The organism is Cupriavidus necator N-1 (genome assembly GCF_000219215.1).
Taxonomy (GTDB): Bacteria; Pseudomonadota; Gammaproteobacteria; order Burkholderiales; family Burkholderiaceae; genus Cupriavidus; species Cupriavidus necator.
In genome coordinates this window covers 44,684-64,705 of record NC_015727.1, presented here as the reverse complement: position 1 = coordinate 64,705, position 20,022 = coordinate 44,684, and the positions used below count along the sequence as shown (strand labels likewise).

20 protein-coding genes and 1 tRNA gene are annotated in these 20,022 nt (G+C 58.9%); 3 read left to right on the top strand and 18 right to left on the bottom strand.

The features are described from left to right. Positions 1 to 58 precede the first annotated feature (58 nt). The 3 genes from CNE_RS30495 (at position 59) to CNE_RS30485 (ending at position 2,925) form a co-directional block, all read left to right on the top strand. Positions 59 to 961, top strand: coding sequence for a LysR family transcriptional regulator (locus tag CNE_RS30495; protein WP_013958555.1), 903 nt, complete (start codon positions 59 to 61; stop codon positions 959 to 961). Next, on the top strand, positions 961 to 1,860 hold the full coding sequence (locus CNE_RS30490) for a LysR family transcriptional regulator (RefSeq protein WP_013958554.1): 900 nt from the start codon (positions 961 to 963) through the stop codon (positions 1,858 to 1,860). The genes CNE_RS30495 and CNE_RS30490 overlap by 1 nt, the downstream gene beginning before the upstream one ends. A 135-nt stretch (positions 1,861 to 1,995) precedes the next feature. Further along, on the top strand, positions 1,996 to 2,925 hold the full coding sequence (locus CNE_RS30485; protein WP_013958553.1) for an AEC family transporter: 930 nt from the start codon (positions 1,996 to 1,998) through the stop codon (positions 2,923 to 2,925). Positions 2,926 to 3,010: 85 nt separating this feature from the next. Here CNE_RS30485 and CNE_RS30480 read toward each other — a convergent pair whose 3' ends face one another. The 18 genes from CNE_RS30480 to CNE_RS30395 form a co-directional block, all read right to left on the bottom strand. After that, complete coding sequence (locus tag CNE_RS30480) at positions 3,011 to 3,997, bottom strand: tripartite tricarboxylate transporter substrate binding protein (RefSeq protein WP_013958552.1); 987 nt, start codon at positions 3,995 to 3,997, stop codon at positions 3,011 to 3,013. Positions 3,998 to 4,042: 45 nt separating this feature from the next. Next, positions 4,043 to 5,230 carry a 3-sulfinopropanoyl-CoA desulfinase gene (gene acdA, locus CNE_RS30475; protein ID WP_013958551.1) on the bottom strand — a complete coding sequence of 396 codons (1,188 nt, stop codon included), beginning with the start codon at positions 5,228 to 5,230 and terminating at the stop codon, positions 4,043 to 4,045. A gap of 15 nt (positions 5,231 to 5,245) precedes the next feature. Next, a complete protein-coding gene (locus tag CNE_RS30470; RefSeq protein WP_013958550.1) occupies positions 5,246 to 6,442 on the bottom strand; it encodes a CaiB/BaiF CoA transferase family protein in 1,197 nt (398 codons plus the stop codon). 225 nt (positions 6,443 to 6,667) lie between these two features. Then, positions 6,668 to 7,603 carry a LysR family transcriptional regulator gene (locus CNE_RS30465; RefSeq protein WP_238553185.1) on the bottom strand — a complete coding sequence of 312 codons (936 nt, stop codon included), beginning with the start codon at positions 7,601 to 7,603 and terminating at the stop codon, positions 6,668 to 6,670. Positions 7,604 to 7,624: 21 nt separating this feature from the next. Beyond that, a tRNA-Leu gene (locus CNE_RS30460) sits at positions 7,625 to 7,709 on the bottom strand. A gap of 83 nt (positions 7,710 to 7,792) precedes the next feature. Continuing rightward, complete coding sequence (locus CNE_RS30455; RefSeq protein WP_013958548.1) at positions 7,793 to 9,235, bottom strand: FAD-binding oxidoreductase; 1,443 nt, start codon at positions 9,233 to 9,235, stop codon at positions 7,793 to 7,795. 11 nt (positions 9,236 to 9,246) lie between these two features. Further along, positions 9,247 to 9,990 (bottom strand): sulfite exporter TauE/SafE family protein, encoded by a 744-nt coding sequence (locus CNE_RS30450; RefSeq protein WP_013958547.1) that lies wholly within the window; start codon positions 9,988 to 9,990, stop codon positions 9,247 to 9,249. Between the two features lie 37 nt (positions 9,991 to 10,027). Next, positions 10,028 to 11,035 (bottom strand): Bug family tripartite tricarboxylate transporter substrate binding protein, encoded by a 1,008-nt coding sequence (locus tag CNE_RS30445; RefSeq protein WP_013958546.1) that lies wholly within the window; start codon positions 11,033 to 11,035, stop codon positions 10,028 to 10,030. 115 nt (positions 11,036 to 11,150) lie between these two features. Continuing rightward, the gene (locus CNE_RS30440) at positions 11,151 to 12,245 is read right to left on the bottom strand and encodes a tripartite tricarboxylate transporter substrate binding protein (RefSeq protein ID WP_013958545.1); all 1,095 of its coding nucleotides are present in this window, start codon (positions 12,243 to 12,245) and stop codon (positions 11,151 to 11,153) included. Between the two features lie 212 nt (positions 12,246 to 12,457). Then, the gene (locus tag CNE_RS30435) at positions 12,458 to 13,360 is read right to left on the bottom strand and encodes a LysR family transcriptional regulator (RefSeq protein ID WP_041228957.1); all 903 of its coding nucleotides are present in this window, start codon (positions 13,358 to 13,360) and stop codon (positions 12,458 to 12,460) included. A gap of 2 nt (positions 13,361 to 13,362) precedes the next feature. Beyond that, positions 13,363 to 14,277 carry a LysR family transcriptional regulator gene (locus CNE_RS30430; protein WP_013958544.1) on the bottom strand — a complete coding sequence of 305 codons (915 nt, stop codon included), beginning with the start codon at positions 14,275 to 14,277 and terminating at the stop codon, positions 13,363 to 13,365. Positions 14,278 to 14,355: 78 nt separating this feature from the next. Beyond that, the gene (locus CNE_RS30425; RefSeq protein ID WP_013958543.1) at positions 14,356 to 15,189 is read right to left on the bottom strand and encodes an amidohydrolase family protein; all 834 of its coding nucleotides are present in this window, start codon (positions 15,187 to 15,189) and stop codon (positions 14,356 to 14,358) included. 37 nt (positions 15,190 to 15,226) lie between these two features. Next, complete coding sequence (locus tag CNE_RS30420; protein WP_013958542.1) at positions 15,227 to 15,910, bottom strand: fumarate hydratase C-terminal domain-containing protein; 684 nt, start codon at positions 15,908 to 15,910, stop codon at positions 15,227 to 15,229. Beyond that, the gene (locus tag CNE_RS30415; protein ID WP_013958541.1) at positions 15,904 to 16,839 is read right to left on the bottom strand and encodes a fumarate hydratase; all 936 of its coding nucleotides are present in this window, start codon (positions 16,837 to 16,839) and stop codon (positions 15,904 to 15,906) included. The genes CNE_RS30420 and CNE_RS30415 overlap by 7 nt, the downstream gene beginning before the upstream one ends. Positions 16,840 to 16,850: 11 nt before the next feature. After that, positions 16,851 to 18,599 carry an L-aspartate oxidase gene (locus tag CNE_RS30410; RefSeq protein ID WP_013958540.1) on the bottom strand — a complete coding sequence of 583 codons (1,749 nt, stop codon included), beginning with the start codon at positions 18,597 to 18,599 and terminating at the stop codon, positions 16,851 to 16,853. Between the two features lies 1 nt (position 18,600). Beyond that, entirely contained in the window at positions 18,601 to 18,948 is a 348-nt protein-coding gene (locus tag CNE_RS30405) for a succinate dehydrogenase (RefSeq protein WP_013958539.1), read from the bottom strand. Next, a complete protein-coding gene (locus tag CNE_RS30400; protein ID WP_013958538.1) occupies positions 18,945 to 19,280 on the bottom strand; it encodes a succinate dehydrogenase membrane anchor in 336 nt (111 codons plus the stop codon). Before CNE_RS30400 ends, CNE_RS30405 begins: the two co-directional genes overlap by 4 nt. Positions 19,281 to 19,282: 2 nt before the next feature. Then, entirely contained in the window at positions 19,283 to 20,017 is a 735-nt protein-coding gene (locus tag CNE_RS30395) for a succinate dehydrogenase/fumarate reductase iron-sulfur subunit (protein WP_013958537.1), read from the bottom strand. Positions 20,018 to 20,022 lie beyond the last annotated feature (5 nt).

The following is a 20,022-nucleotide window of genomic DNA, read 5'->3' as shown; positions in this document are numbered from 1 at the left end:
ACCGGATGGAACGCAGTCTAGAATTCAAGTGAATCACCTACAATTGAAAGTAAATTCAATGTCGGACTTCACAAGCAACCCACCAACCCTGCGGCAGCTCGAGTTGTTCCTCTCGCTAGCTTCCTCGGAAGGAATCGCCACGGCAGGCGCGCGCCTGGGGATGACGCCTTCGGCCACGAGTCACGCGCTGCGAGCACTTGAGACCATCCTTGGGACGCCAATCGTCGACAGAAGCGGGACACACCTTTCCCTCACTCACACCGGCGAATTAATCCTACCCCACGTACGTGATGTATTCAGCTCTCTACATTTGGTCCAGACTACTGCGGCCGCCAGCGCCGGGCTTAAGACCGGCAAAGTGCGGATCGGCTCGTTCGGGCCAAGCTCGTCGCTGAAGCTACTGCCGCCCTTGCTGGAGAAGTTCAACGCGCGATACCCCGGGATCGACGTGTACGTCACCGAAAAGCCCGATGCAGAGATCGAGCAGGATCTGCATGAGAAGCGCATTGAGATCGGCGTTGTGACGCTCCCAAAGGCCCAGTTCGATACCCACCCACTCGCCGTCGATGAGTTCATTGCCGTCCTGCCAGAGAACCATCCCTTGGCGAAGAATGAATCGGTTTCCCTTCAAGACTTGGCAAAGTATCCGCTTGTGCTGACGCACGCCGGTTCCCAAGACCTCATTACCAGATTGTTTGAGCGGTCCGAGATCAAGCCACGCGTCACCCATGAGCTTTCGCAGCTCTTATCCATTCTGGAGTTTGTGTCTCGTGGGCAAGGTGTTTCGATCATCGCGTCGCTGGCAGCTCCATCAAAGTATGATGGTGTGGTCTATCGAAGCCTGACGCCGCGAGCATCCAGGCGGATCGGGCTCGCATGCCTGAATGAACAGCGATTGTCTCCAGCAGCTCAGGCACTTTGGCAACAAGCAAAAAAACTCCAGGTTAAAAAGACTCCCTGATGTCATTGAGACCCCTAAGAACGCTAGTGGCAATCGTTCAACACGGGACGTTCGCCCGTGCTGGGGATGCGATCGGCTTGACGCAATCCGCGGTCAGCCTGCAGGTAAAAGCGCTGGAGGAAGAGTTCGCCGTCAAGCTGTTCGACCGAAGCCGGCGAAAGCCTGTTCTTACTGAAGCAGGTCGAGTGCTTCTCGCGCAGGCAGAGCAGGTCTTGTCGCTGTACGACGGCATTCCAGGCGCGCTGCGCGACGAGAAGGCCCTTGTAGGGCGTCTGCGGGTCGGAGCCATTCATACCGCGCTGTCCGCCCCACTTCCAGAGGCCCTGCTCTCCTTGCGCGCAGCCCATCCACTACTGCGCGTCCACGTCACGGCCGGCATGTCTGCCGAGCTCGCCCAACGTGTAGCGTCTGGTGATCTGGACGCGGCCATCACGACTCACCCAGTTGGCGCACACCCTCCTGACCTGGTTTGGCACATGCTATACGAGGACAGGTTCTGGGTACTGGCTCCCCCGCAAGCGAAGGAGAAGAAGACCAGTGAAATCCTGGCCAATCTTCCGTTTATCCGCTTTGACGCGCAGGCATGGGCCGGACGGCAGATTGCGAACGAGCTACGCCGACTCGGCGTACGTGTCCGGGAAGAAATGGTCCTGGACAGCCAGGAGACCATCGTCAGAATGGTCGCCCGCGGGCTCGGCGCAGCCATCGTGGCGCTTCCCGACGCGACGTTGGCTCAACTTCCGGCTGTCGCCAAGTTCCCATTCGGCCTGCCGCAGATCCACCGCTCGGTCGTGATGCTCGAACATCAGTCTCGGCCAACTGGGCAATTCGCAGACGTACTGGCCGATTCGATCCGCTCCGCAACCTTGAGTATTTCTCATCAGATCCACAATAAATAACAATATTTGCTGGTGCATCGCGTGCTTAACTAGGACTCACGACTGAGCTAGGTTCACGACGATGGAATGCATACTTCTTCCCCACCTCTTGATCGCCCAGATGTTTGAGCACGCCGCAACAGCAGCGAGGCGGCCATGACCTGGTCCGTTATTTTTGCGCTGACGCCAGTGGCCGCACTGGTGGCCCTGGGCCAACTGCTTCGGCGAAGTGAGTTCCTTGCACCCACCTTTTGGCCGCAGGCCGAACGCCTCTGCTACTACGTCCTCCTGCCAGCCCTCTTTGCACATGGCTTGGCGGAAGCGCATCTGCAGTCGATTCCAGTACTACCTCTGGCGGGCGTCCTGATTTTCTCGACTGTCGTCGTTGCTATCATTCTCGTCTTGGTACGCCCACTGGTTCGCGTGGATGGCGCATCCTTTACATCGGTATTTCAAGGTGCGGTGCGCTTCAACAACTACGTAGGCGTAACGCTGGCTGCAGGACTGTTCGGAGCCAAGGGCGTCGCTTTGGCCGCTGTATGTAACGCGGCCATCGTCCCAACGGTGAATCTGCTGTGCGTACTAGTATTTGCCCGGTACGGTAGCAGCCAGTGCAAGGGAACCGCATTGCTGCGCCAGATCGCCACCAATCCGCTCGTTGTCGCATGCTTGGTTGGCATTTCGATGCAGATGTTTGGTGTGACATTCCCACGCATCATAGAACCGGCCATCGGCGCCATTGGAGCCGCTTCTATGCCCCTCGGCCTGCTCTGCGTGGGTGCCGCGTTGAACTTCGAGGGAACCAAGCAATGGGCAGAACCGGTGGCGGTCGCTTCAGTGGTCAAATTCCTGGTCATGCCTGTGTTGACCCTCGCCGCCGCGCGCATTCTCCACCTCAGCGATCCCGCTCTCACCGTCGCCCTGCTATTCCAGGCACTTCCAACGGCGTCGTCCTCCTACATCATGGCCAGACAATTGGGCGGCGACGCTCCATTAATGGCTGGCATCACGGCAGCACAGACCGTAATCGCCGCTGGTGCCATGCCGGTCGTACTCGCGACTCTCGTGGCCGTCCAAGTAATATGAAAAATGGGCTACAAAGATCTCTTTGTAGCCCACCTCCCACCATCGTTCCACGCTGAGCATCGACGCCGAACGCTCAGAGTCGCGCCTATTCGATGCGGATGTTGGCCTCCTTGGCCACACTACTCCAGCGGTCCACTTCGCTGATCAGGAGTTTCTGAAGCACGCCAGGTTTGCCACCGCCCGGCTCTGCACCCTGGTTACGCCACTGGGTGACGAAGGCCGAATCTTCGAATGCCCTTGCGGTCGCCGCATTAACTTTGGCCACGATAGGAGCCGGGGTGCCTGCCGCCGAAAAGAGGCCATACCAACTGGCTGCGTCGTAGTTCGGAACACCCGATTCCGCAATCGTCGGCAAGTTGGGCAAGCTTCGAGAGCGCTGTTTGGAGGTCACCGCCAAAGCACGCACACTTCCATTGCGAACATACTGAAGCGCAGACGGCATCGTCTCGAAATAGACTTGAATCGTATCCGAGATCAAGTCCACCATCGCAGGGCTCGATCCCTTGTACGGAACATGCATCATCCGAGTACCCGTCACTGCCTTGAACTGCTCCGCCATCAGATGATGAAGCGTGCCACTACCTGGCGTCCCATACGCTACGGTGTCCGGATGGGCCTTAAGGTAAGCGACGAGTTCGCTGACGTTCTTGACAGGAAGCTTGTTCGTGACAAGCAGCACATGATCGACGCGACCGAGGAAGCTGATCGGAGTCATCTTCCGGATGTCATACGGAAGCGACGGATAGACTGTCTGCGCAATGGCGTGGTGCGCGGCGCCGAACAGGATCGTATAGCCGTCCGGCTTGGATCTCGCCACGGCGTCAGCACCAATGGTCCCTCCTGCGCCGGCTCGGTTCTCTACAACCACGCTCTGCCCCAACTCACGAGTGAGTTGAGCAGAAACAACGCGGGCCAGAATGTCGACCGTGCCTCCAGGAGGAAACGGCGCGACGAGACGTACAGGGGCGGTGGGAAATGCAGCCGCATCTGCGGCTGCATACGCCCCCGTCGCCCGCGCCGCCATACCGGCACCGATTACTGACATCGTTTGAATGAATGCTCTGCGTTTCATCGTTGTCTCCCCATCTATTATTGTCAGTCGTAATCGGTGCGCGGCTTACTTGGGCAGGAAACCGCCGCGCGTCTGCGGCAGCTTCATATCCAAGATGCTGCCGGCAACTTGCGTGCGAAGAATTTGCGCCGTGCCCCCCGCGATTGTGAACATCCGCGCGTCGCGAACATGGCGCTCCATCGGGTTGTGCCGCCCATAACCCGATGAACCATAGATCTGCAACGAGTCGTTCGTGACTTTGTTCGCTGTTTCCGCTGCGAAGATCTTTGCGCGCGCAGCCATCGCGATATCGGGGAAGGACTCTCCGCTGCACGCAGCGGCATGCAGCAGAAGGCGAGCAGCCTCAAGCTGGATGGACATATCGCTGATCATCCATTGAAGTCCTTGGAATTCAGCAATTGGGCGACCAAACTGCTGGCGCTCTTTCGCGTAAGTCACCGCTTCCTCAAACGCTCCTTGCGCAATGCCAAGTGCGACCGTTCCGGCGCCGACACGCTGCGCGTTATATGCGTTCATGAGCGACGCAAAGCCCCGCTTCAGGCCGCCAGGCGGCACCACCAACATGGATTTGTGCACTTGCAGGTCACGGAATTCCAGATGAGTTTCGGGAATTCCCCGGACACCCATTGCGTAAAGGCGGCGACCAACCACGAGGTTCTCGGGCGAGTTGCCCTCCCGCACACAGATGAACGCGCAAATGCCCTGATCGACACCGTCGTCGAACACTCGGGCGAAGATGAGGTGAAGACGCGAGACACCGCCGCCGGTGATCCAGTACTTCTCCCCGTTGAGGATGTAGCGATCACCCTTGCGGTCGGCACGGGTCGTCATTTCGCTGGCAGCGCTACCGGCGTTGGGTTCGGAGATACAGATCGCAGGTTTGTCGCCACTAAGTACTGCGGCAGCGGCGATCTTCTTCTGCTCCTCGGTGCCGTAGTTCATGATCGCGCCGATAGCACCCATGTTTGCTTCGACAGTGATGCGGCCCATCGTGGCGCATGCCTTTGCCATTTCCTCGATGACAATGACGGTGTCGTGGTAGCTGCGGCCCTGTCCACCATACTCCTTGGGAATGGTCATTCCCATAAAGCCCTCGGTCAGCAGGCGGTCAACGTTGGCCCACGGATAGGCTTCAGTCACGTCCGTGTTGGCCGCCGTTGGCGCAAACGCGCATTGCGCCAAATCGCGGGCCTTCAGTTGGAGATCCTTCTGCGCGTTAGTCAAGCTGTACATAACTCTTCCTCTTACTTATTTGTTAGACGACAACCAGTCTTTGAGAACGTCTTCCCGGTGCTCATCAAGCCGCGGCGGTGGGCGCCGGTAGCTCGCAGGCGTCTTCGAGAACTTAAGCGGATTCGCTAGCAGACGGACGTGTCCGTCCCTGGCCCAATCGCACGGCACCTCAATCCGCGCGCCGCGCGCTTTTACGTGCGGATCACTGAATACGTCCTCGAGGTTGTTGACGGGCCCGCACGGCACCCCCACACCCTCCAATTCGGAAAGCCATTCGATGCGCTTCCTTTTGCGCAGCGCCCCCTCAATGAGTTCGCACACCTCCTGTCGATGCGCGACGCGCGCAGGGTTAGTACTGAACTTCAGATCCGTGGTGAGATGCAGGAGATCGGCGACCTTGCAGAAGCGAACAAACTGACTGTCGTTACCCACAGCGAGGATCATCGGCGCGTCCGCAGTACCAAATACCTGGTACGGAACGATGTTCGGGTGCCCGTTCCCAAGCCGAGTCGGCAATTTGCCGTCGGCCAGGTAGTTTGTGGCACCATTCACCAGCCATGCGATCTGTGCGTCCAGCAACGAGATGTCGATGTGTTGGCCCACACCCAGACGATCCCGGTGATGCAAGGCTGCAAGGACCCCGACTGCCGCGTACATGCCCGTCATCACGTCCGCAATGCCAACCCCAACCTTCATCGGCTGGCCTTCAGGTTCACCGGTGAGGCTCATGATGCCGCCCATCCCCTGGATCAGGAAGTCATAGCCTGGACGCTCCGCGTAAGGTCCGGTTTGCCCGAATCCGGTAATGGAGCAGTAGATGAGTCGGGGATAGCGATCCTTGATCTGCTCGTACGAGAGCCCGTATTGGGCAAGCCCGCCAACCTTGTAGTTCTCTACAAGGACATCAGCGTGGTCGAGCAACTCGAAGATGAGATCACGACCGTCTTCCGAGGCAAGGTCGATGGCAATTGACCGCTTGTTGCGGTTTGCGCTGAGGTAGTAGGCACTCTCGTTTGTCAGTTCGCCATCCTTATCAGCGACATACGGAGGCCCCCACTTTCTGGTGTCGTCGCCGGCGTCTGGCCGCTCCACTTTCACGACGTCGGCACCGAGATCGCCGAGAAGTTGGGTGGAACTAGGGCCCGCGAGGATGCGTGACAGATCGAGGATCTTTACGCCGGCCAGCGCCATATTCGGGATGCTGACTGTCATTGCGTCGCCTTCCCGCCGGCCGGGGTGCCGTAGGCATTGCAGGTAACGCTGGGTACAAGGAGGGGCTGGAGTGCCCCGAGGTCGGTGCTTGCCGATCGCATGCTACGTCTCCTTTCTTAGCATGCGATGATTCTAAAAATCTACACCCATCAACCTCAATTGAATTGCTCTGCAAGGGCAGGGTATTCCCTTGGAAATCCGAGTTCAGCCTCCCCAACGTCGCAATCAGCTTCCCCCGAGTGCCGTAGCCACAGTGAGTTTTCTAGCGGCTTGCCAAAGCGCGCGTGCAGCGGGCGAAAGGCGGTTCTCGCTCAGGCAGGCGATACCAATACTGCGCCTGGTGGTCGGACGAAGTGGCACGTACTTGACACCCGGATAAGCAGTAGGCAGGGCCAGACGAGCCAGAATGGAGACACCCTCGCCTCGGGACACGTATTCGAGGATGGACATCAGTTGAAGTAGCTCGTGCGCTACAGTTGGCCGCACGTCATGCCTGGCGAACAGGCGGGCAATGAGCGGTTGCGAGCCGGCGCGCGTCATAAGGAATGGGTGACAAATCAGATCTGGGAGATCAATCACCTCTTTCCCGGCCAAGGGATGCTCCACCGGCACGATTGCAACCAGTTCGTCTATCGCAAGCGTAATGGTGTCGAAGTCTGGCTTGGGAAGGGTGACCACCGCGAGCTCGATTCGACGCTCAATCAGATCTCGGCTGGTCTCCGCGTCGGGCTTCTCGGTCACGACGACCTGGACGCCTGGATACCGCTCTCTAAATGTCGATAGCAGCGAAGGCAAGGCGTGGAGTGTTGCACTCGCGCCAAACGAACCCACGCGAACATACCCAGTCTTCAGTTCAGCGTCTGCTTTCGCAGTAGCCCGAACAAGCTGCAGCGACGCAAATACGTCTCGGACATGCGGAAGCACCTGCTCGCCTGCGTATGTCAACGAGATCCCATGCTGATTCCGCTCTACCAACGTGGTCCCGAGGCCGTCTTCCAGTGCTCGCAGGGTATGGCTGGTGGCCGAAGCCGTCATGCCAAGTTTCGCGCCAGCGCCTGCAATGCCATCAGATGACACGAGCTCAAGAAAGAGCTCAAGTTGACGGAGTGTGGGGGTCTGTGGCTTTTGTGTCCTGGGCATCTTGTTTGGCAGATGAACCATCCGGCTAGCCTGGCGAATCGGTGGTGCGGTCGACGGGACTCGAACCCGTAAGCCAGATGGCGGCAGATTTTAAGTCTGCTGAGTCTACCAATTTCTCCACGGCCGCATCTCCAGTTCCCTGGATCCGGAACGACATGCTACCCCCCCCGAAGATCGTCCCGCGGCCACGCCGCGACACAAAACCGCGCCCTATCCGCTAATCAACTGGTCCATAGGAATGAGCTTCCCTCGATTCATGATCCCCTGCGGGTCCAGGCCGGCTTTGATGGTGACCATAAGGGCCCGTTCCGCCTGCGACTTGAGATCAAATGCCGCTTTTGCCTTCAGTTGACCCAAGCCGTGCTCGGCGGAAATGGACCCGCCTAACTCTGCAACCAACCTGTAGATCTCGTCACTGACGTCGCGCATCATCGTCTTGAATTCCGTGAGGTCGCAACCGGTTGGCTGCACAACGTTGTAGTGCACGTTTCCGTCACCAACATGCCCGAACGCAATGACTGTAGCCATCGGTGCGAGTCGGCGAACCACACCCGTTGCTTCATGTATCAGCCTGGGAACCGCGGAAACTGGAGCGGAGATATCGTGTTTGACCACGGCTCCTTCTGCTCGCTGGGCCTCCGAGATATTTTCTCTGAGCGCCCAGAACTCTTCGGCATGGGCTAGGCTATCAGCAAGCGCTACATCAACCACAAGGCCGTCTTCGATGCACTTGGAAAGCTCAACTTCCATCACCGCACGCAAGTCGAACGCGGTCGACGTATCCGACCACTCCATCAGCACGTACCACTCAACGCGCTCAGCGAGCGGATCGCGAGAGCCACGGAAATGGCGAAGTACCACGTCAAGCATGGGGCGACTGATCAGTTCAAAGGCACTCACTCGTTCCCCGACTGCGCTCCTCATCCTCGATAGCAATCGCACCGCGTCATCGAGGCTTGCCAGGGCGATCCATGCAGTCGCCACATTTTCACACCGCGGGTACAGTTGGAGGACAGCTTTCGTGATGATGCCAAGCGTTCCTTCCGCGCCAATGAAAAGCTGCTTCAAGTCGTACCCGGTATTGTCCTTGCGTACTGAACGCAAGAGATCCAGGACTGAGCCATCCGGCAGCACGACTTCAATGCCTAGCACTGCGCTTCGCATGCTACCGTAGCGCAACACATTCAGCCCACCAGCGTTGGTGGAGATATTTCCCCCAATCTCGCAGCTACCCTGTGCCCCCAACGCTAACGGAAAGTAGCGGTCCACCGCCTCAGCAGCCATCTTCACGTTCTCGAGGATGCAGCCGGCTTCAACAGCGATGGTGAAATTCTCGGGATCCACGTCAATGATCCGATTCATTCGCGAGAGATTGACTATGACCTCCTCGCCTGAAGCCAAAGGCGTAGCTCCTGCTGCCATGCCCGTGAGACCGCCCTGCGGTACCACAGGCACGCCCCGAGCCGCGCATAGGGAGAGTACCTTGGCGGTCTCCTCGGTGGTCTGAGGCCGGACAACACAACGCGCATTGCCCGCCACTGCCCCGTTCCAGTCGATCAGGTAGGGTTCCATCTCCGATGCGCGAACAATCAGGCCCTGATCGCCGACGATGTCCCGCAACGCGGATTCGAGCCCTTCTATGGGGTTGGTCATGGAGGCTTTCCTCAATGCATCAACAGGCCACGACAAAGCACAGAAACGCCACTGGCGCAGAGAAAGATTAATAACGCGCGCCGCACTGCGTCCGTCGAGATTTTCCTGCGCAATCGTGATCCCACCGCGAGCCCGATCAGGCTGAATGGCATTGCGAATGCGGCGCTGCGCAACAAGTCAACTTGTTGCAGCAGCCCGCTGCTCCCAAAAGCCGCCAGGCGCACCAGAGCACTGAAGAGGATGACTGCGGCAATCGTGGAGCGGAAGGCATCAATCTGCGGAAGCCGGCGAGACAGATACATCGTGTAGATGGGTCCTCCAGTCCCAAACAGTGCGCTGAATACGCCCCCTACCACGCCGGCAGGTACCGACCACCCCCTTGCCACCTCCTCTGCTCGTGCCGAGGAGGTTAGGAGGGCCCGTCCTGTCATCACAAGTACGAAGAGACCCAGGCCTACCAGGAGCCAACGTGATTCGACCTTGGCGAGCACCGTCGTACCGAGTGCGACACCCACCATCATGAAGGGAATCAGACGAAGCAGTTCCGGCCGAGAGACCGAATTCCAGTTGCGCATCCCGACCATCGATGTCGTAACGAGATCGAGTAGCAGAAGCATGGGAACCACAAATTGCAAGGGAATGAACTGCACCAGGATCGGCACTGCCACCATCGCCGCGCCGAAACCAGTGAGTCCAAATACCGTGTAGGCTCCCGCGACCGTTGCCCCCAGCACTGCGTAGTGTTCCGTCCCCATGGATTTCCTGCTCGTGTTTGGAATGCGTTTCGGAAGCCTACTGCATCTTGATCCCTGCGCTTTTCGCAAGAGACTGATACGCGCTGAAGTTCTCCGAGACGTACTTGGCCGTCTCTTCAGGCGTCAGAACTCGGGGAATGCCGCCGTACGTCGCATTTGCGGAGATCCATCGGGCGTCGGTGAATGCCGATTTCAGGACGCCGGCCCACTTCTTGACAATCTCCGGAGGCATTTTGGGGGGACCATACAACGCGCTCCACCCGATCACCGCTTCGAGCTTCGGAAAGCCAGCTTCCCTAGCAGTTGGAACGTCTGGGAACTGCTTCAGCCTTTCTGGCGTCGTCGTGACCAAGGCACGCAGCTTGCCGCCCGCGACCTGCCCTGCCATCGAACTCAAGTTGTTGCAACTGAAGTCCACCTCCTTGGAAATGACTGCCAATGCCGCTTCATTTCCTCCCTTATAGTTCACGTTCACCGCTCCATTTGGCTTCAGGTTAAGACTTTGCAGCAGCAACTGGGGAGCGAGGTTCTGTACCGTGGCTGGGCCTGACGCACTGTAGTTGAGCTTCCCCGGATGCGCCTGGAGTTCTGCCGCCAAGTCCGCAAGCGTCTTGAATTTGGACTCCGGATGAACGACGCATACCACCGGATTCAACTCAAGCAGGCCGATAAAAGTAAAATCATTCCACTTGTAGGCGAGTCCGGAATCCTGGATAGCTGGCAGGAGTACCTGAGAGCCGACACGAGCCAGCAACAGCGTGTATCCATCCGGGCTGGCATCCTTCGCTACCTGTGAACCAATCGCGCCATTCGCACCGGGGCGATTCATGACAACCACGGGCTGGCCCAGCAGCGCCGACGCGGTGACGGAGAGGTTCCGCGCAGACTGATCCGCATCGCCCCCCGCCGCGAAGGGCACCACGATTGTGACGGGGCGGCTGGGATAAGCTTGTGCCGCTGCGGGTGCGGCCCCAACCATCGTGGCGCCGATTGCGAAGGCACCGAGGCCAAGCGCTTTGATACATCTGCCGAGAATCCTGTTCATCCGACTGTCTCCTCACCAGGACGGTGGCAGTACTGGACACTGCCACGTGATCATGCGATTTTTCTTATGAACCGCGCCCTTCAAGCGAGCGCCGGAGGGCGGCGCGTTCGCTCGTTTAGTTGGCGGAGATCTTCCGCTTGGTGACCAATTGCTTCCATCGGCCCGACTCCTGCGCGATTTCTTGGGGAAGTTGTCCCTTTGGCGTCAATGTCTTGGTCATGCCTTGCGCAGCGAGATACTGCTGCATACTCGGCCCGGCGGTAGCCTTTTCCAGATCGGCATACATCCTCGCGGTGAGTTCTTTAGGCGTACCTGCCGGAGCCATCAGCGCGAACCACCCGTAAAAGGTGAAGCCTGGCAGACCCGCCTCCGCGGTGGTCGGTACGTCGGGCAGCAACGGGGATCGCTCCTTGCCAGTCACGGCCAGCGCGCGAAGGCGGTTACCCTTGAGCAACGGCGAAATGGCATTGATGTTGCCCACGGTCATGTCCACCGTCCCCGCCATCAGGTCTGAATAGGCCGGCCCTTCGCCCTTGTACGGCACGTGCACCACATCGATTCCTGCGGCTTCGGCAAAGGCCTCGTTAGCAATGTGCACCTGGCTCCCGTTGCCGGCCGACGCGAAAGTCAGCTTGCCAGGATTGGCCTTGGCATAGCTGATGAACTCAGCCATCGTTTTCGCCGCGACTTTTGTATTCACCGTCAGCACCATCGGCCCGCTGGCAATCTTGCTGATCATCTCGAAACTCTCGGCCGAATACGGGAGTTTCTGATAGATAAACGGATTGACCGTAAACATGCTTCCCGACGCCAGCAGGAGCGTGTAGCCGTCAGGGGCCGATTTGGCAACGGCTTCAGCGCCCACCGCGCCGCCGGCACCTGGTCGGTTATCCACAACAACGGGTTGCTTCCACTGCTTGCCGAGTTCGACGGCAACTGCACGCGCAAGAAGATCCGTGGCTCCACCCGACGCAAACGGAACAACGAGTCGGATCGGCTTGTTCGGCCACTCCTCCGCGTGAGCAGGCACCATCGCCAAAGGCGCAATGGCAAACGCAAACATAGCCACAGCGGTCGATGTCCTGTACCACGGGGCATCCGCGTCCTGGCACAGCTCCTTAACGATGGGATTCTGGCGTATGCGACGCAACCACTGTCGCCCTCGCGCAAGCCAATTGCCAATGGCCTTTCCTGTGTCATGTGAGTTCATCGCTGTCTCCTTTGTGGCGTCATCATGATTCGACGACTATCGTGTGCATTGATTTATATTCTTTTTATTAATCCTAATGACAAGTTCCCTAGAGCGGAAACGAGATATAGCACTTATCCTTAGCAATTAAAGTTCTTATATTTCTTATGACAAAATAATTCCCCTCTCATCTTTTCAGATGAGATCAGATAATGGTGATTGCTTAATTTTCGTTATCCCGTTCGATACGGACTCAGAAACTCCGACATAGCGTCCGAAGGCGGGCGCGCCGGATGCGACACGATGGATAGCGGCCGTATCGGCCGAGGAAAATCGGTGCGCAACTCAATTAAGGTCCCCTTATCCAACATGCACTGCACCAGAATTCGCGACAAACAACTGATGCCCAGGCCAAGCTCGACCGCGTACTTGATCGCCTCGGAACTTCCCAATACGGTCTGGGGAATAAGCGGCCCAAGATAAGGGTACAAAGCACTCCTCACTGCATCACGGGTCCCCGACCCTTCTTCCCGGAAAAGCCAGTTTGCCTCTCGAAGCTGCTCACAGGAAACCGCTTGACCAGACTCTATTTGTGTCACAGCGAGCCTGTCGTGAGCAGATGCAACGATAATCAATTCATCATCGCGCCATTTATGGCTGACCAGGTCCGCCGCAGGACTTGGGCCCTCAATAATTCCCACATCGGCGCGCGCCTCCGAAACCAACCGGATAACTTCGTGTGAATTGCCGATCTGAGTCTCTACCCGACGCTCCGGATAACTAGCCTGGTAATTCGCCAGAATCTTTGGAATGAGGTAATTGCCAATGGTTGTACTCGCTGCGACCTTTAGATGGCAGGGAGGGTGCCCCCCAGAAAATTCCCGCTCGATTGCGCGTGCATCCCAAATGAGCCGGGTTGCCCGCTCCTGGAGCGCGCGTCCCGCATCATTGAGTACAAGCCGCTTCGCGACACGGTCGAATAGTGTGACCCCAAGGATCTGCTCCAGCTCATTGACGGCTGAGCTCACTGCCGACTGCGACAGCGCTGCTTCTTCCCCTGCGGCAGAAGTGGATCCCGTTCGCGCCACCGTCGAGAACAGTTCCAATTGCCGAAGGGAGAATCGCAACGTCGCCATGACTAGCTCTTCTGCACCAGTCTCGGGTGGCCATCGTCAGGCGCACTAGTCGGTTTCGTCACATCAGTCAGCGCTTCCAGCAGCAAGTGCGAGAGATGTGCACGAGGATTATCGCGAGGAACCAGGATGCCAAGGCGGCGTGTCAGGGGCGGCGAGCCAAACGGGATGGTACGAATAGATGCCGGAAACTCGTTTTCGACACCCCGTGCCGGCACCACTGACGAACCGAGACCGTTGGCCACCATGGCGATGACACCTTCCAGCGTATCGATCTCCATCGTCGACCGCACTGCGATCTGGCGCCGCACCATCTCCTCTTGGACAAGAAGCCCGACGCGAGCTGTACGATTGAATCGAACGTAGGGCGTTGTCTCCAAGATCCCCTTGTCCGAGTCCCCCCGTGTCGTGGTATGTGTAATCACCACGAACTCCTCGTTGAAGAAGGGCATGAATTGCAGATCCAGGCGTGGGACCTCCGGTTCGGTCACCACGGCCACGTCCAATTGCCGTCGATATACGGCCCGCTCCAGGTCATGAGTGAGGCCTGTGGTGAGGTGGATGTCAATTCGGTGCCCCTGTTGCTGCAGCCGCTTCAATGCAAGCGGCAAGACGCCAGATACGCAGGTATGCACCGAACCGAGCTTCAGAACACCACCGGCCGCTTCGCGTTTGAGAGCTGCGCTCATGCTCTCCCAATGGGTCAGAAGGTCTCGCGCACGATTCGTGAACGCAAGCCCGGCGTCCGTCAACACCGGGGGTCGGCGACTGCGGTCGAAGATTGTTATACCCAGCTCTTCCTCGAGGGCACGCATTTGCATACTGACGGCCGAGATCGTCAGTCCAATAGCGTTGCCTGCCTCAGCGAAGCTGCCTCTATCGGCAATGGCTACGAGTGTGTAAAGCGTTTTGACGTCCATGTTTGACAAATTGATGTGTGATTCAATCCGCTAGCGCGCTGCGCCGTCATTTTGCCGCATGGACGTTGCGCATGCGGACTAGAGCCCCAGCAAACGACGGGCGTTCCCGCCCATCACCTTCTCCATGTTCTCGGGACGAATCGGCAAGGTCCCGAACCATTGCTTGTAGTCTCGCACCGGGCAGAACGGAAAGGAGCTCGCATAGAGCATGCGGTCGGCCAGGAACGTGTCCGCTGCCTTCACATACTCCTCCCAGCCGGGCATGCGCGAGAAATACATGTCCGGCGACAGATACATGTTCGGCCGACGGAATGCGATATGCAGGATTTCCGTCACCCAGGGCCATCCCCCATGCACGACGACAACATTCAGCTTGGGAAAGTCCGTCAGGACGCGGTCAGTTTTGACGGGATCGGAATAGCTCAGATCTGGGCCAGCGGTACCTCCAACCATCATGATCACGGGCACGCCCAGGTCCTCGCAGTGCGCGTAAATCGGGTACAGACGACGGTCATCGGCATACATGGGAATCGGATACGAACCCGGCTCGATGTTGATGGCCTTGAACCCATTGGCGACCGCATCGGAGATCGTTTTGCAAGCGGCTACCCGGTTCGTCGGATCGATTGACGCGGCACCAATGAAGCGTTGCGGATGATCGCGCACAATTCGCGCGACATCCTCATTCGACACACTGCCCAGTGTCCCGGCGAGACGGCCTACCACAACGCCCTTGTCCACGCCGGCCTCATCCATTTCCTTGAGTAGCAGGTCCATGGACTGCTGTTGGGCGGCTGGCGACGGCTCGAAGCCAACGGTACGGGTAAAGCCGTCACGGCGCTCACCTGCCGAATACATCAGCGTATCGAGGAAGCCACCGACCGGCGGGCGGAGTCTGAAATCAATGATCATGTCGTGTTCCTGGCTCTGGTTTGCTGCGGGAGTGTCTTTACATCACCTCGTTCTTGCGATCATCGGTCTCGCCGTATCGGTGCAATGCCGGCGGCTTGAGGCCTGCGTAGAGCTTCTCGATTCCAGCGTTGATGACTTCGGCGTGCTGCGCGAACAGGGAGTTACCCTCCAGGTCGCTCTCGACAATGAATGGACCGAAGTTCTCCACCTCGAACATCCACATCGCCTGCGCAATGCCTAGCTCGTCGAGCCAGAACACGTCCCTCACCTGCTTGATGCCCCGACCGAGCAGCGCACCGGTTCCATAGCCGACAGTCGTGAGGTAGATTGCCCCACCAGGCGCGAGCACCCGCTTGTAGTCGTCTGCAGGCATGCCACCCTTACCGATGAAGATGCGACACGCGGTCTTTTCCATCCACTTCGGTATCCACTTGGAGAACCGGAAACTCGCGGTGGCGGTCACTGCGCCAACGTTATAGCTTCCGTCCTCGTTGGGCGCGGCGGCAGGTGAGCAATGAAAGTTGACATTGCTGAGTCCGCGCAGCTCGACCGGCGGCTCCAGGCCCTCGTCGAGCACCTTCTTGTAGACGCCTTCCCGAGCGGTGTAAATCACCCCCGTCAGGTATACGGCGGACCCGATCTCGAGCTTTGCAATGTCTTCCGTTGTGGCGGGCAGGTTGATGTGGAAGACTTTCAGTTCATCATCTTGAGGGCTTACCATTCGACCGTCTCCCTGCGCAGATAAGGGGTGAACCACTGTGGGTCCGTGCGATATTCGATATTGCCGTCTGCATAGATGCGAGCCGTGGCGCGTCGCGACGACAGACAGAACGTGTGGAGGCTGATCGGCATCCCGCCCGTGTGGGTGTGGCCTACCTCGATATGGCAGTCGACCACCATCGAGGAACCCACGAAGCCCATGGCTCCCATGCCGATCGAGTTGCCGAGCTTCATAAGCTCGAGTTCGAGCTCAGCAATCTTCGGATCGGGATTGCGGTCACCCACGACGCGCAGGCAAGCCGCCTGTTTGCCAAGTTGCATGCACGTATCCTTGGATCCGCCCAGGCCGATGCCGACGATCGCCGGCTGGCAGGCCAGGCCGCGCTTGCCGAATGCGATCAGGGTGTCGAGCACGAACCGCTTGATCCCGTCGATGCCATCACCAGGGAACAGCATCCGGTAATCGGTCCCGAACAGGCCGCCCTTGTGTACTGTGGTGATGTCTACCCAATCGGCATCGGGTTCGAACGACCATTCGATCTCGGGCGCATTGATGCCAACATTATTGTTGTTATCCGTGCGCCAGAGTGGGTGCACGCGATTGGGGCGTAGCGGAATCGCCTGCGTGGCGTCCGCGGTCGCCATGCGCAAGGCACGCTCCACTGCGACGAAGCCGCGCTGGACCGTGGCGTTGTTTCCCACCTTCACGTAGTAGCGCGGCAGGCCAGTGTCGGCGCACATAGGACGGCGGTCCTGATCGGCGGCTTCCCAGTTGTCCTGCATTGCGTGGATCACGAATCGCGGCAGTTTGCCGGTTTCCGTCTTCTGCAACTCCTGGATGCCCCGCTTGTAGTCCTTGGGGATCTCGATCGCGGCGCGTTTCATGATCTCGAACGCGGCTTCCTCGACCCGATCGATAGAGATGGTCATCGTAGCGGTCCTTATGCTGCAACTTTGGGGGGTTGACCGGCCTCACCGGTAATCAGTGATGTGCCTGGCGTCACGATGTCAAACTTCACCGGGACCATCTCCAGGCGAATGTCGTCGCCGTCTGCCGTCACCCGGGTATAGCGACTGCTGTGCAGATCGCCGGGCTCTGGAAAGTCTTCACGAGCATGGGCCCCACGGCTGTTCTCGCGGGCCAGCGCAGATACGGTAATCACGCGAGACATATCGACCAGGCTTTGCAGATTGAGCCAGTCGTGCCAGGTGACGTTGTAGCGGCGATCCCCGTCGGGAACGCCCATGGCCAGCAGGGCGTCGCGGTGGCCAGCGACGGCCGAAAGTCCTCGGCGCATCGCCTGTTCATTACGCAGCACGCCAACGTCATCCCACATCGTTTGCGCCAGCGCATCGCGCAGTTCGTGGATCGCGCCCGGGGTCTTCGAGAAGGGATACTCGGCCCGCTCGACGCCGCTCAGGATGACCCGCTTGTCCGGTTCCTTCCAGTGCTGCACCTTCGATACATACGCGGCCATGGAATCGCCCGCGATGCCGCCAAAGACCGTCGAGTTTGCCACGCCGTTTCCGCCCAGTCGATTTGCACCGTGCACGCCGCCGCAGTCTTCCCCGGCCGCAAACAGGCCAGGCGACGCTGTGCTGCAGTCGGCATCAAACTCCACGCCACCCATCAGATAGTGGGCGGTTGGCACGACCTCCACGCGTCCGCCGGCCAGGTCGAAGCCGCAATCCTTGCATCGGTTGACCATACCCGGGAAGGTCTTCGCCACCTTCTCCGGCCCAAGATGGCTCATCTGGATGTAGATGCCCCCCATTGGCCCGGTCCGACCAGCGCGCATTTCGGAGTAGATGCCACGGCTCACCACATCCCGCGTCGCTCGCTCTCCGCGGGGGTCATAGTTGGTCATGAACCGGTCACCGTCTCCGTTGATCAGCCAGCCGCCGGCGCCGCGCAGGCCTTCCTCGAGCACCGTACCCGTCATGCGGGTATCCGGTCCGCCCAACAGGCCTGTCGGATGGAACTGGACCATCTCCATATCCCGGAGGCTCAGGCCGTAGCGCATGGCCATCGCCAAGCCATCACAGGTCTTGTCTCCAGAAGGAGTGTGGTAACGATACATCGTCGGTCCCGCACCGGTCGCCAGCAGGACGGCCTTGGCCTGCACGAAACGATAGGTACCGCGGCGCATGTCGATGAACAGTACGCCAGAGATACCCGAGCCATCTGCGGCCGGAATCAGTTCAATGGCCCGATGCTCCTCCAGCTCTTCTACATCGAGCGCCCTCACCTGCTCCATCAGGCGGTTGATGATCTCGATGCCTGTCAGGTCAGCCTTGTGAACCGTACGATCGAAGCTTTGGCCCGCGAATGCTTTCTGGTGCAGCGTGCCATCGGGATTGCGATCAAAGAAACATCCGATCTCATTCTCGAGTTCACGCACGCGCTCGATCGCACCCTCGACGAGGCGCCATGCCAGGTCCTGGCGCGGCAGCCACTTTCCCCCTTCGATCGTGTCCATGAAATGACGCTCGACCGAATCGTCAGTGGACAGAGCCACGTTGTAGCCGCCCTGGACCATCCGCGTACATCCGCACTTGCCCAGCAGGCCTTTGACGGCCACGGATACCCTGAGCGCGGGATTGGCCTTCTTGGCATGCAGGGCCGCGAATAACCCCGCCCCACCCGTGCCAAGGATCAGGATGTCCGTCTTGTGGTTCTCGATTTGCATTTCAGATTACCCCCAGGGCAAAGATCACGCCGATGAACAGCGACAGCGCACCTCCCCAACTGATCCACGACAAGCGCGCATCGCGCGTGGTACTCCATGGGAGAAGCTCCAGCGCAAGCAGTCGCAGGCCAAAGCACATGTGAATGGACAAGAGCAGTACCAGGCCCCATTCGCCAAACTTGACGGCGCCCATGTCGGCAAACTTCAAGAAGGCGTCCATACGGGCCCGCTGGTCAAGTGCAAGACCCAAGACATAGAAGTGAGCAGGCAGGAAGATTCCGAGCGCAAGGCCCGACAGCCGGTGCCCAAGAAACGCCCAATAGGCACGGTGATTTCTTGGAGACTTCATGACAGCAGCCCTCCCACCGCTGCCACGGCGCGCAGACCCATCGACAGCAGCAACAATCCGAACAAGAAACAGAAGACCGATGCAGCACCGCGACTAACCCTGGCCCACTCGATCAGGATGTTGCGCAGCCCGATTGGTACATGGACTGCTACGCTGATCACAAACAGCGAGTAGAACGGGATCCAGAGGAGGCTGCCCTGTGTGCGGGAGAGAATTTCTGCCGCGGTCAGTCCACCCCGCACCGCATACAGAATCACGCCCAGATGCACAAGCACGAACGGCGCCATGACCATTGCGCTTAGGCGCTGGAGTGCGAATAGACGCTGCTCCATGATCAGTCACCTCCCTTCAAGAATTGCAACAATGCGTTCTTCTTCAGACCTGCAATGCTGCCAGTCGGACTCAGGCTGACGGGGCAGTGGGTCATGCAGTTGCCCTGCGTGTGACAGGAATTGCATCCGCTGCCAGAGGTTGCCTTCTTCAGTACGTCCTTCGGGTCAGCGTGACGTTCATCGTTGAAAAGCGTCCATGCGCGATTCAGCGCCGCTGGCCCCAGGTATTCCTTGTCCCACGCCACCACGTCGCACGAGGCATAACAGACACCGCAGTTGATGCACTCAATGGCAGCATCTGCCATCTTTCGCTTTTTGCTGGTCGGAGACACCGCGGCCGGCGGATCGTGACGCGTGGCTGTGCCGACAAAGGTGCTACCGGCTTTCTTCCATTTGTCGAAGAACTCCGACATGTCGACAACCAGGTCCTTGATCCGCGGCATGTTACGCAACGGCTCGATGACGATCACGCCATCTTCTTCGACACGACTGACGTGAGTTCGGCACGTCCAGCGCGGCTTTCCGTTCACCGTCATCGCGCAGGATCCGCACACGCCTACGCGGCACGCGAAGCGGTAAGACAACGTTGAATCAATGCGACGCTGCACCTCGGTCACCACATCGAGCACGGTCTGGTTCTCGCGCCATGGCACCTCATACGTCTCAAAATTTCCTTCCTCGGTGCCGCGGGCAATGCGTACCGTTAGCGTGCGTTGCGCGGCCTTTGTCGCCTCCATCACTT